This window comes from Acinetobacter sp. NIPH 298, assembly GCF_000369505.1.
Taxonomy (GTDB): Bacteria; Pseudomonadota; Gammaproteobacteria; order Pseudomonadales; family Moraxellaceae; genus Acinetobacter.
On sequence record NZ_KB850055.1, the window covers coordinates 1210931 to 1224264 of the forward strand.

At 40.3% G+C, this 13334-nt stretch carries 11 protein-coding genes; 5 read left to right on the plus strand and 6 right to left on the minus strand.

Going from position 1 to position 13334, the window contains the following annotated elements; all coding sequences use genetic code 11:
• Positions 1–276 precede the first annotated feature (276 nt).
• The gene (locus tag F903_RS10625) at positions 277–1554 is read left to right on the plus strand and encodes a DcaP family trimeric outer membrane transporter (RefSeq protein WP_005196950.1); all 1278 of its coding nucleotides are present in this window, start codon (positions 277–279) and stop codon (positions 1552–1554) included.
• A 94-nt stretch (positions 1555–1648) separates the two neighbouring features.
• The gene (locus F903_RS10630; protein WP_005196952.1) at positions 1649–3013 is read left to right on the plus strand and encodes an MFS transporter; all 1365 of its coding nucleotides are present in this window, start codon (positions 1649–1651) and stop codon (positions 3011–3013) included.
• Between the two features lie 181 nt (positions 3014–3194).
• Here the strand turns inward: F903_RS10630 and F903_RS10635 are convergent, their stop codons facing one another.
• The 5 genes from F903_RS10635 to F903_RS10660 all read right to left on the minus strand — a co-directional run bounded on the left by F903_RS10635 (position 3195) and on the right by F903_RS10660 (position 7518).
• The gene (locus F903_RS10635) at positions 3195–4367 is read right to left on the minus strand and encodes a thiolase family protein (RefSeq protein ID WP_005196954.1); all 1173 of its coding nucleotides are present in this window, start codon (positions 4365–4367) and stop codon (positions 3195–3197) included.
• 73 nt (positions 4368–4440) lie between these two features.
• The gene (locus F903_RS10640; protein WP_004671125.1) at positions 4441–5088 is read right to left on the minus strand and encodes a 3-oxoacid CoA-transferase subunit B; all 648 of its coding nucleotides are present in this window, start codon (positions 5086–5088) and stop codon (positions 4441–4443) included.
• 1 nt (position 5089) lies between these two features.
• Positions 5090–5794 carry a CoA transferase subunit A gene (locus F903_RS10645; RefSeq protein ID WP_005196957.1) on the minus strand — a complete coding sequence of 235 codons (705 nt, stop codon included), beginning with the start codon at positions 5792–5794 and terminating at the stop codon, positions 5090–5092.
• 232 nt (positions 5795–6026) lie between these two features.
• A complete protein-coding gene (locus F903_RS10650) occupies positions 6027–6908 on the minus strand; it encodes a LysR family transcriptional regulator (protein WP_005196959.1) in 882 nt (293 codons plus the stop codon).
• Between the two features lie 178 nt (positions 6909–7086).
• The gene (locus tag F903_RS10660) at positions 7087–7518 is read right to left on the minus strand and encodes an SRPBCC family protein (protein WP_005196961.1); all 432 of its coding nucleotides are present in this window, start codon (positions 7516–7518) and stop codon (positions 7087–7089) included.
• A gap of 232 nt (positions 7519–7750) precedes the next feature.
• On the opposite strand from F903_RS10660, the gene F903_RS10665 reads away from it, so the two are divergent.
• Positions 7751–9922 carry a TonB-dependent siderophore receptor gene (locus tag F903_RS10665; protein ID WP_005196963.1) on the plus strand — a complete coding sequence of 724 codons (2172 nt, stop codon included), beginning with the start codon at positions 7751–7753 and terminating at the stop codon, positions 9920–9922.
• Positions 9923–10048: 126 nt separating this feature from the next.
• Here F903_RS10665 and F903_RS10670 read toward each other — a convergent pair whose 3' ends face one another.
• Positions 10049–10243 (minus strand): heavy-metal-associated domain-containing protein, encoded by a 195-nt coding sequence (locus F903_RS10670; RefSeq protein WP_005196964.1) that lies wholly within the window; start codon positions 10241–10243, stop codon positions 10049–10051.
• Positions 10244–10396: 153 nt separating this feature from the next.
• On the opposite strand from F903_RS10670, the gene F903_RS10675 reads away from it, so the two are divergent.
• Together F903_RS10675 and cueR are read left to right on the plus strand one after the other, a co-directional pair.
• The gene (locus F903_RS10675; RefSeq protein ID WP_005196967.1) at positions 10397–12874 is read left to right on the plus strand and encodes a heavy metal translocating P-type ATPase; all 2478 of its coding nucleotides are present in this window, start codon (positions 10397–10399) and stop codon (positions 12872–12874) included.
• Between the two features lie 64 nt (positions 12875–12938).
• Positions 12939–13328, plus strand: a complete 390-nt coding sequence (gene cueR / locus F903_RS10680) for a Cu(I)-responsive transcriptional regulator (RefSeq protein WP_005196968.1) — start codon at positions 12939–12941, stop codon at positions 13326–13328.
• Positions 13329–13334: the final 6 nt, after the last annotated feature.

Here is a 13334-nt window from a genome sequence, read left to right on the forward strand (position 1 = left end):
TGGAATAAATATTAAAGGACTGATTTAAACTTATTTTTTACCAAATGGTTAATTAACAGTGGTTTATATCACCGCTGCAAGATCTTTTTGTCTTTAAAAAAGAGTGAGTTTATCAATATCAGTATTTTAAAGGAGGTGAAAACCAAATAAATCAATATGTTAATGCTTTAAAACAAAAAAATGCGATGCAGTCATGATTTCTGCAAAGGATACAACGCAAACAAATAGCGATCTTAAAACGGTATTTAAGATCAAAAAAGAAGGAAACTTATTTTAATGAAAAAGTTCATACTAACGGTGCAAAAAAGCGTGCTGACGCTGTCCATTGTGGCAGTCATGTCATCTGCTCATGCAGCTTCGGAGAGTGCCGAAATTGCACAGCTTCGCCAAGAAGTACAAGAGTTAAGAGCAATGCTACAACACTATGTACAGCAACCCGCATCGGCACAGCCAGCAAACAATCTAAACGCAGCAGCCTCGCCAGTAGCCAAGCAAACGCCGGCAGCTAAACTAAAATCTGGTGCCGAAGTCAGTCTATATGGTTATATCCGTGCCGATGCATCTTATCAAGCGAAAGGCGCATCCACGATGTATAACAATATCAATGGTGTTCCACTCAAAGGTACAGCGGAAGCAGCCCAACAAAAAGATCGATTACACTCAACTGCCAATGTCTCACGCATAGGACTCAATTTCACCACACCAACAGCGGCAGGCGATGTGGGCGGAAAATTAGAAATGGACTTCTTTGGTGGCGCTTCACGCGATCAGTTTCGTATTCGTCATGCCTATCTTACTTTGGATAAATGGTTGATTGGTCAGACTTGGTCTACCTTTATCGCACCTGAATACTATCCTGAAACGATTGATGCTGCGACCTATGTGGGCGGTGCATTACAACGCTCTCCGTTAGTACGCTATAGCGATTCTTTATCTGCAAATACCAGCTTTGCCTTATCGGTTGAAGATCCAAAATACACAGCCACATCTGATCCGGAAAATAAAATGCGTTTGCCCGCATTTGTTGGGCGCGTAAATCATAAGTTTGAAAATGGTTCGATGCTATCTGGGCGTAGCTTTGTGGCTGAGAAGAAGACCAGCAATGATGATGAATGGGCGTGGGGCATTGGCATCGGGGGCAAATATCAGCTCAGTCCAAAAACCTTTTTAAAGGCTGATTATAACCACATCAAAGGAGATGGACGTTTCTTGATGTGGACGAATAGTAGTTATGCCATTGATGATCAAAACAACATCCAAACCAATGAATTTGATTCCATTTCGACAGGGATTACCCATCAATTCACTTCGCAGTTCCGTTCGACTTTGGGTTATGGCTATATGAAAGCCAAAGATGATAACGCATTTGCGCGCATCCATAAAAACAACTCAGCTCAAAATAAAGAACTATGGCAAGGCTGGATTAACGGCATGTATAACCCATACAAGCCGATTACTTTGGGGATGGAATATGTCTATGGCGAGCGAGAAACATTTGATGGTCGTTCAGGGGCAGATAGCCGTATCAATATGATGGCGAGCTATGATTTTTAATTTAAATAAAACCTTGAATAATATTGTTTTTCTTTAAGGTGAATTATGCCGTTTTAAATATGATGGAAAAATTATCTCATTGAGGAGATGCAGAATGACAACATCTACAGTTAATGTAAATGCAGTAATTGACCAAGCAAAATTTACCCCTTTTCACTGGAGCATTTTGCTTTGGTGTTTATTGATTATTATTTTTGATGGTTATGACCTTGTGATTTATGGCGTGGTATTGCCATTATTGATGCAAGAGTGGTCACTGACCTCAGTCCAAGCAGGAATGCTAGCCAGTACCGCATTATGCGGCATGATGTTTGGCGCAATGCTGTTTGGTGCTTTGGCAGACAAAATTGGTCGAAAAAATGTAATTTTAATTTGTGTCACTTTATTCAGCGGTTTTACCTTTTTAGGCGCTTTTGCTTCCAATCCTTTTGAGTTTGGTATTTTACGCTTTTTGGCGGGATTAGGGATTGGCGGAGTCATGCCAAATCTAGTTGCGCTCACGTCTGAATACGCACCAAAACGCATCCGCAGTACCTTAGTCGGCACTATGTTTAGTGGTTATGCGATCGGGGGGATTCTCTCAGCATTGATTGGGAGTTATCTGGTCGAAAGTCAAGGATGGCAAATCATGTTTTTGATTGCAGGTATTCCTTTGCTTTTATTACCTGTGATGTGGAAGTTTTTGCCTGAATCTTTAACTTTTTTGGTTAAAACAGGGAAAACTGAACAGGCGCAGAACATTATTCAAAAAATCTCGCCTGAACAAGCTATTACCCGTAATACAAAATTAATGCTAAATGAAGAAAATATTCCAACCGGTAGCTCAGTCAAAGGATTATTTCAACAAGGTCGTGCCTTTAATACACTGATGTTTTGGGTATTGTTCTTTATGTGCCTACTAATGGTATATGCCTTAAGCAGTTGGTTACCTAAATTGATGCTTGCAGCAGGGTATTCACTCGGAAAAAGTATCTTATTCTTACTCGCTCTAAATGTTGGCGCAATGATTGGTTCGATTGGCGGCGGTATTCTTTCAGATAAATTCCATTTGAAGCCTGTGATTCTAAGTATGCTCATGGCAGGCGTTGCTGCACTCATTGGTTTAGGATTTAACTCACCAGCCTATGTTTTATATGGTTTAGTGACTGTTGCAGGTGCTGCGACCATTGGTACCTCAATTCTTCTTTATAGCTATGTTGCTCAATATTATCCATTAAGTGTGCGTTCTACAGGAATCGGTTGTGCATCGGGTGTCGGGCGGATCGGTGCGATCGTCGGACCTATTTTAACTGGCTTGTTACTGACCTTAAACCTACCGCACACTATGAATTTTGTGATGATTTCTATCCCAGCGATGCTAGCAATATGTGCGATTCTAAGCCTAAAACGTCATAAATTTGATGAAGAACAACAGGTAGAAGAAGTAAAAACTAATTTAACTGAATCAGGTAATGCTTAACTTGGTTTTTTGATGATTATTCAAATACTAAAGGCACATCAGATACGCTGATGTGCTTTTTTATTTAAGTCACGATCCAAAATCTTATAGGGTTTAAAGATAAATATTTTAAACGATTTCAATTTTATACAGATAAAAAAATGCACCTCTTATATGAGATGCATTTTTGATTTTTTGAAACTTAAATTTCAATAGCCACAGCAGTTGCTTCACCACCACCGATACACAGTGCAGCAACACCTTTCTTTTTACCTAAACGCTTTAAAGCGTAGATCAATGAAAGAATAATACGTGAACCTGTCGCACCAATTGGATGACCTAAAGCGCAAGCACCACCATGAATGTTGACTTTGGTTTCATCAATACCCAACTCATGAATAGGTGCCATTGCCACCATCGCAAATGCTTCATTGATTTCCCATGCATCAACATCCTCAACTGACCAACCCGCACGATCAAGCACTTTTTGAATCGCGCCAATAGGGGCTACAGTAAATTCACTTGGATGCTGTGAGTGGCTTGAAGTCGCCACAATTTTAGCCAAAACATTTAAACCATTTGCTTGTGCATAGTCTTCGGTTGAAAGTACCAATGCGGCAGCACCGTCAGAAATAGAGCTAGAGTTCGCTGCGGTAATCGTACCGTCTTTACTAAAAGCAGGGCGTAACGTTGGGATCTTTTCAAGATTTGCTTTATGTGGTTGCTCATCTTGATCAACAAGCTCGACACCCTTACGACTCTTGACTTCAACAGGAACGATTTCTTCTTTGAAATATCCTTCTGTGATTGCTGTCTGTGCTTTTTTCAGTGAAGAAATTGCAAAGTTATCCATCTGCTCACGGGTAAAGCCTTTGGTGTTTGCCATGTCCTGTGCAAATGAACCCATTAAGCGACCTGTTTCCGCATCTTCAAGACCATCCAAGAACATGTGATCTTTGACCTCACCATGACCCATGCGGTAGCCACCACGTGCTTTAGGCAGGATATATGGCGCATTGCTCATCGATTCCATACCACCAGCAACCACGATATTTGCGCTGCCTGCTTTTAAAGTATCAGAAGCAATTAATACCGCTTTCATCGCAGAGCCACATAGTTTATTGATTGTGACAGCGCCTACATGATCAGGAACACCAGCTTTACGCATTGCTTGACGAGCAGGACCTTGACCAATGCCTGCACTCAGCACACAACCAAAAATCACTTCATCCACTTGCTCAGGTCGAATGCCTGCACGTTGAATAGACTCACGAATCACAGCAGCACCCAACTCAGGTGCTGTCAAAGCGGATAGGCTACCCTGAAAACCGCCCATCGCGGTACGACTACCTGAAACGATAACAATAGAACTCATTTTTAATATCTCTTAAAATTTATGTTGTGATAAAACTGCTCTAGTTGGAACCAGAGCAGAACATTTGATCAAATCAAGCAACTAAGGATTTATTAAAAATTAAAGGTACACCTGTAACAGCACGAATTTGCTCGAGTGTCACATCTTCAGCCAGTTCAATCAGTTCAACACCTTGTGGGGTAATATCCATCACACCCAAATCAGTGATGATACGATGCACCACGCCTTGACCTGTTAAAGGGAGACTACAATTCGGGACGATCTTTGGCGTACCATCTTTGGCACAGTGTTCCATCAAAACCACAACTTTCTGAACACCGACAACCAAATCCATTGCACCGCCCATACCTTTGACTTTCTTGCCAGGGATCATCCAGTTGGCCAAGTCACCTTGTTCAGAAACTTCCATTGCCCCTAATATTGCAATATTGACATGACCGCCACGGATCATGGCGAAAGATTCAGAGCTAGAGAAAAAAGCTGCGCCAGCACGCGCCGTAATGGTTTGCTTTCCAGCATTGATCAGATCGGCATCAAGCGTATCTTCAGTTGGGAAAGCGTCAATACCGAGTAAACCATTTTCAGACTGCAACCAAACATTCATATTTTCCGGAATATAATTGGCAACAAGGGTAGGTAAGCCAATGCCTAAATTCACATAAAAGCCATCTTCAAGTTCTTGTGCAGCACGTTGTGCCATTTCATTACGTGACCAAGCCATTTTATACTGCCTCCATGCTTAAGGTTTTTTGTTCGATACGCTTTTCAGGTGAAGCATTCAAAATAATGCGATTTACATAGATGCCTGCCAAATGAATCTCATCAGGATCTAATTCACCAATTTCGACCACATGTTCAACTTCAGCGATGGTGATTTTTCCAGCCATGGCACACTCAGGATTAAAGTTCTGCGCGGTTTTGCGGAACACCAAATTACCTGCTTTGTCGGCTTTATAAGCTTTTACCAAAGCAACATCAGCCGTAAGTGATTCTTCTAAAATATAGTTTTTACCATTGAAGTTACGCTGTTCTTTACCTTCAGCGATCAATGTGCCTACACCTGTTTGGGTATAGAAAGCAGGAATCCCTGCACCACCAGCACGTAATTTCTCAGCCAAAGTACCTTGTGGGGTAAGTTCGACTTCAAGTTCACCATTGAGATATTGGCGTTCAAATTCTTTATTTTCTCCTACATAAGAGGAGATCATTTTTTTGATTTGTTTTGTTTGCAGTAAAATCCCTAAACCGAAGTCATCAACACCTGCATTATTAGAAATACAGGTTAGACCTGTTGCACCGCTTTGTTTAACTGCGACAATTAATTTTTCAGGAATCCCACACAAACCGAAACCGCCTACAGCAAGTGTTTGGTTATTGGTAATTACATCTTTGAGCGCTGCCTCTGCGCTGCTATAAACCTTATTCATTCTCTTATTTTCCTACGATCCCTTAGTATCTTTATTATTAGCACTTGGCTTTCGGGTATAGAAGTTGATTTTTCTTAAGGATTGATGAGGAAAATTAATAAATAACAATTTAGATAAAATAGAAAACCGTCATCAAAACCATGATCAATTCAGCATAATATTGATTTTCATTAGTAAAATTGCATTTATCAAAAATACCCACTGGAAATAAAGTTGCCAAATTATTAATAATTTAAAATTTATGATTGACTAAAGTTTCAATAAATTGCGTTGAAATATGTGATATTTCAAAATTTTTCTTATAGATAATACCCACTGTTTTATGAAAGGTTCCGTCTTCCAATTCTAGTAATACATTTTCATTTAAATCAATGTGTTTGGCAAAATGGCGAGGGATCGCACTTACGCCAATACCATGCGCAACAAAGCTTGAAAGAGAAGAAATTTGATGACATTCAATTTTTAAGTCCAAGGTCATATTGTTGCGTAAACAGTTTTGCTCAACCAAATGACGGACAATTGATGGCTTTTGCAGGGTTATAAAAGGATTGGAAAAAAGTTGTTGCCAAGTGATAGCGGCAGAACTAGCTAAGGCATGATTTTTAGGCAATAAAGCGAGGAAATCTTCCTCAAATAAAGGTTTAAATTCTAGACCTTCAGTTAGATCAGGTTCAAAACATATTCCTAACTCAAAAATACCATCTTGCACTTTTTCAATAATAGTTTCATTCGGAATATCATGGATGGAAAAGTTGAGGTTTGGATGAAGTGATAAAAACGCATGAATCACCTCGGGCAAGATTGCATGGGTGACAAATGGCATTGAAGCAATGCTTAATGTTCCGCGGTTCAATTTAAAGCGCTGTTTGACATCATTTTCCATCTCCTCCCAATTTGCGAGTAATTTCTTTGCATAGGGGATCAATGATTTTCCCTCCTGAGAGAGTTCAACACGGCGTGTATTTCGGTTAAACAGCTTACCGCCCAATTCCTCTTCAAGACTTTTGATAGAAAGACTCAGGGCAGATTGGCTCAGGTGTAACTCAAGAGAAGCATTGGCATAATTTAAGGTACGAGCAAGTGCCAAAAAGGCTTTTAATTGCTTAAGTGTCATGTCTTTCCTTGAATTAAACCCATCCAAGGCAATAATGTATCGTAAAAATGAGCTGAATGTTATTTTAGGAATTTTTTTTTTCAAAGAATGGTGGATAAATAGACTCAATAAAAACTCCCACCATCAGAAAATAGGGGAGTTTGATTCTAAAATTAGAACAATTCAGTTTTCTCTAAAATTAAACTTTTAATTTTTTAAGCCCACGGCTCACACCATTTTGTAGTGCAACTTTAATGATTGCGCCAATATACGGAACTCGACCTTTAAACATAATCGTATAATCCAAACGACTACGGTTATTGCCAAGATCAGTAAAGATCATCACACCGCGATGATCTTTGATCGGTGCAATACCACTGGTAATGGCATATTCAATCCGTTCATTTTCGACGTAGACCAAATTTGTTTCGACAAATGATGGAGTCAGTGGAATAGATAACTTACGTGCTGAACCCACACCATTACGCGCATCCTTGCCATCACTGAGACGAGTCACTTTTGCTGGGGCGAAAATTTTATTTAGGTTTTCGTGCTCACTGAGGGTCGCGAAAACCTTTTCGACAGGTGCATTGAATTCTTGCGTTATGTTGATCTGTTGCATTTTTAGCATCTCAATTCCTTCTTTTAATTTGACATGATGTATTGTCATTTTTGAAATAGTAGCATGCTTTGAAAGACTCAGGAATTTTCCTTTGTCGGAAATTTGAATAAAGTTTAATGAAGATAATTCAACAAATCCGAGATATGTAAGGGAATATGCTTGTTCAATCCGACAAAATTGTGAATACTCATCCTCGTAAAACTTAGGCTGTAAGATTATCTTTTGGGGTTAGGCAACGACTGTGAAAACATATCCATTTTCTCGTTTACAAAAAGCATTATTGGCAGTTGGCTCATTTTCATACTTAGGGCTTAGCTCAACAGTCGTACATGCAGAAAATGAAAATACGACACCACGACTCCCAACCATTACCGTCGCAGCACAAGTAGAACAGCCCCTATATCACCAGCCAAAAGTGAATTTATCGGGTTTTACTCAGCAAAATCTTATAGAAATTCCTGCATCCATCAACACAGTCACAGCAGAACGCATTGCCGATCAACATGCTAAAACTCTCAGCGATGTCGTAAAAAATGATGCCGCAGTCGGTGATGGCTATGCTCCAATTGGTTATTATCCAAACTTTGTCATGCGTGGCTTTGCGTTAAATCTCGGTTCAAGCTATTTACTGAATGGTAACTTGCTACGAGGGGAGCAAAATGTGGCACTTGAAAACAAAGAGCAAGTCGAAATCCTAAAAGGCATCAGTGCGATCCAAAGCGGTATGTCGACACCGGGCGGAGTTGTTAACTATGTGACTAAACGACCAAAAGACATTCGTTCAGTTACGCTAGAAACAGATAGTCAGGGTGGTTATCGTGTTGCAACGGATATCGGTGATATGCTGGGTGAAAATCAACAATTTGGCTATCGAATCAATGTAGCGCACGAAGAGATTCATCCATATGTAGAACATACCGATGGTAAGCGTTTATTTGGCGCTTTGGCTTTAGATTGGAACATTTCAGATGCTTCAAAACTAGAATTTGATATCGAATCACAGCGCCAACGTCAACGTTCTGTCGCAGGTTATCAGTTACTTGATGGAAAAACCGTACCCACTGGCGTTGAATGGGATCGCTTGCTTGGCTATCAAAGCTGGAGTAAACCTGTCACCAATGAAAGCCTCAATGCCAGCTTAAAGTATAGTCAACAAATCAATGAGAATTGGTCTGCGAACCTATCTGCGTCGCAAAGCCGTGTCGTGGTCGATGATTATTCAGCATTTCCATGGGGCTGTTACAGTGAAATATGTGAGACTACAGGCTTAGGCAATAGTTTTGACCAAAATGGAAACTATGATATTTATGATTTTCGTAGCCCAGATGACAGCTACCTGACCAATCAATTTAAAGCAGGATTAAACGGTAAATTTAATACGGGATCTTGGCAACATAAGCTGAATGTTGAATTGTCACAGACCTACAAACGCCGTGCCCAATATGATGCTATCAATGAGTTAGTGGGCACAGGAAATATTTATAAAGATAGTGAGACACACAATCCACCTAACATTTCTTTAGGCAATCATTATAAATCTTTAGATAGTCAGCAAACCGCACTCAACTTGCTCGATCAGATTGATTTTAATAATACTTGGTCAGTTTTAGTGGGTGGAAAACTGCTGCATTTAGATGAAAAAGCTTATGATGCTGCAACTAATACTATCCGTGATACGGACTTAAACCGATTCTTGCCTCAGTTCGCGCTGATGTTTCAGCCTTGGGAAAATACCCATCTCTATGCGTCTTATGCCAAAGGCTTGAGCGATGGTGGACAAGCACCGTGGTTTGCCAATAATGCCTACGCAACTTTAGCACCTATAAAATCCACCCAGTATGAATTAGGAGTGAAGCATCAATTACAATCTATACTGTTTACTGCTGCCATATTTAAATTAGAGCAAGATCATCAATATACAAATTTTGATAACTACTACTTAACTGAAGGTCAACAACACAACCTTGGCATGGAACTAGGCGTACAAGGGCGGCTAGGACATAGCCTAGACATGATATCGACTTTAGCGCTTACTCGTTCACGCTTGAAGGATATAAATGCCTCAGATTATCAAGGGCATCAAACTCAAAATGTACCGAAAGTGCGTTTAGCCAGTTATTTGTCTTATCAAGTGCCGCAAGTAGATGGATTACGCTTGTTAACAGGCATGCAATACAGCAGTAGTAAATACGCTAATAAATCAGGTACAGCGAAAGTATCTGGTTATACAATATTTAATGTAGGCACTGCCTATAACTTCCGTGCTTATGGGTATGACAATACTTTGAGATTTAATGTTGATAATGTATTCAATAAAAAATACTGGCGAGATGCTGGTAGCTTCTTTGGGGATGATTATTTATTCCTTGGTGCGCCACGTACTGCACAGTTATCATGGAATGTGAGTTTTTGATGATTTAGGATTACCACTATATCTATATGGTATTGATTAGATAAAGTGGATTTGAATCAGACAAGCTGATTGTTGAAAAATGTCCATCTATATCGTTGTATTAAAACGTCAAGATGGACATATAGATTACTGAACTTGTGCAGGAAAACCATCTTCAGCCAAAGCAACTGTAATCTTGTCGAGGCTTTCGGTCGTTTCAACACTGACCAGCTTGGTCGCTAAATCAATATCGACTTTGGCATTTGGATCAATATCCTGAATCGTTGCCGTTACACCACGAGCACAACCACCACAGGTCATATTTTCAATCAATAATTTCATAAATTTTCTCCGAGTAGAACATCACTTCACTGCAAAGTTTAAACCTTGTCACGATAGTAAGGTCAAGTGTATTTTTTTGAAAAAATTTGCTTGACCTTACCATGATGTCAATCTGTATGCTGATCCTCATAGATTGTAATGACAGAGGTTGTTATGGATTCAAAAAATATTAAATCTTCTCCCTACCATGAAACATTGTCGATTTCAGGCATGACGTGTGCTTCTTGTGTAGGTCGAGTCGAAAAGGCACTAAAGAAAGTCGACGGTGTCGAGAGTGCAGCAGTCAATTTGGCAACAGAAAAGGCTTTCGTTTCCTCATCAAAACCGTTAGATCTAACAGAATTGACGAAAGCAGTGGAGCGCGCTGGCTATGAGGTAGTCGTTACTCAACCCATTGAACTGACGATTGAAGGGATGACCTGTGCTTCTTGTGTAGCACGAGTAGAAAAAGCCCTGAAGAAAATAGAGGGCGTACAACAGGCAAATGTAAACCTTGCCACTGAAAGTGCATGGATACAGGGTAATGCTCAGCTAAAAAGCCACGATCTAATTCAGGCTGTAAAAAAAGCAGGCTACAACGCCAAGTTGGTTGAACAAAATCAAAGTGATCGACAGGAGAAAAAAGCTTCCGAACAGCAACAGCTTAAACGAGATTTAATCATTTCCCTGATGCTTGCGTTGCCAGTTTTTATTTTGGAAATGGGATCACATATCGTTCCAGCGTTTCATATGTGGATTATGCACAACATTGGTATACAACAAAGTTGGTTAATTCAATTTGTTTTGACTAGCTTGATTTTGATATTTCCTGGTCGACGTTTTTACCAAAAAGGAATTCCAGCGCTGTTTCGTTTCGCTCCAGATATGAACTCACTGGTTGCCGTGGGAACACTAGCTGCATATGGCTTTTCGCTGGTCGCAACTTTTATTCCTCAAATACTGCCTCAGGGTACGGTCCATGTTTATTATGAGGCGGCAGCCGTCATCGTCAGTTTAATTCTGTTAGGGCGTTATCTTGAGGCAAAAGCCAAAGGACGGACTTCACAGGCCATTCAACATTTGGTAGGCATGCAAGCCAAAATGGCACGTATTTATCGTGATGGAAAAGTCATAGAAGTTCCAATTGCAGAAGTAACTACAGAGATGATTGTTGAGATTTGCCCCGGCGAACGTGTACCTGTCGATGGTGAGGTCATTGAAGGGCAAAGTTATATCGATGAATCCATGATTACAGGTGAACCTGTGCCTGTAAAAAAACATCTTGGCGATCAGGTGGTCGGTGGAACAGTTAACCAAAATGGCACACTCAATATTCGAGCAACAGCCATTGGCGAGTCTTCTGTATTAGCCCAAATTATTCGTATGGTTGAACAAGCTCAAGGTTCTAAATTACCGATTCAGGCCTTGGTTGATAAAGTAACCATGTGGTTTGTACCTGTGGTGATGCTCTTAGCCACTTTAACTTTTTTGGTTTGGTTTGTTTTTGGACCAGAGCCTGCTTTAACTTTTAGTTTAGTGAATGCTGTAGCTGTGCTGATTATTGCCTGTCCATGTGCGATGGGGCTCGCAACGCCGACTTCAATTATGGTCGGAACTGGACGTGGTGCAGAAATGGGGGTGCTATTCCGCAAAGGTGAAGCACTACAACTCTTGCAAGAAGCAAAAGTCGTTGCCGTGGATAAAACAGGGACATTAACCGAGGGTAAACCAACCCTAACAGATTTTCATGTCCAGCAAGGGTTTGAGCATCAACAAGTCATGCGCATTGTGGCATCGGTTGAAGCAAAATCTGAACATCCGATTGCCTTGGCGATTGTTCAAGCTGCACAACAGCAAAACATTAGTCTATTACCTGTTACTGCATTTGAGTCCGTGACAGGATCAGGGATCAAGGCTGAAGTTGATGGTCAGAAGATTCAAATCGGCGCTGATCGCTATATGCAACAATTAGGACTGGATGTCACATCGTTTGAACAAGAGGCAGCACGTTTGGGACAAAACGGTAAAACACCAATTTATGTGGCTATTGATCAAAAGCTGGCTGCGATTATCGCCGTGGCCGACCCAATCAAAGAAACAACCTATGCAGCGATTGCCGCTTTACATCAACTAGGCTTAAAAGTTGCAATGATTACAGGAGACAATCGTCATACCGCTCAAGCTATTGCAGCACGTTTAGATATTGATCAAGTTGTCGCTGAAGTGTTACCAGATGGAAAAGTCGATGCAGTACGCCAGTTACAACAGCAATATGGTCGAGTTGCATTTGTCGGTGATGGGATTAATGATGCACCCGCTTTAGCTCAAGCTGATATTGGTTTAGCAATTGGAACAGGCACTGATGTTGCGATTGAGGCTGCAGACGTCGTATTAATGTCAGGCAGTCTACAAGGTGTGCCGAATGCAATCGCTTTAAGCAAAGCGACTATTCGTAATATTCGACAAAATCTATTTTGGGCGTTTGTCTATAATATTGCTTTGATTCCAATTGCCGCAGGTGTGTTATACCCAGTATTTGGTATTTTACTATCACCAATTTTTGCAGCAGGAGCGATGGCACTTTCTTCTGTTTTTGTATTGGGCAATGCTTTACGTCTAAAATATTTCCATGCAGCAACGATTAAAGCCTAAACGCTACGTTCTTATGGGTTTGAGTGAAAATTTGACTTAAACCCATTTGATTGAGAGGAAAGTTATGAATATTGGTCAAGTATCTAAAAAAACAGGCATTTCTACCAAAATGATTCGCTACTATGAACAGATTGGTTTGCTCGGTATAGCAAAAAGATCTGATTCTGGCTATCGGATTTATTCTGAACAAGACGTAAAAACTTTAAGTTTTATAAGAAATTCCCGTGATTTAGGATTTTCCTCTGAACAGATGAAAGAGCTATTATCATTGTGGAAAAATACAGGACGACATAGCGCTGAAGTAAAGCAATTGGCACTTAAGCATATTGAAAATTTGAACCATAAAATTACTCAATTACAAGAAATGGTAAATTTGTTGCAGACTTCTGCCGATCATTGTTCAGGTGATGATCAAGCAGATTGTGCTATTTTGAACAATCTTGAACAGGGCTAATCAATA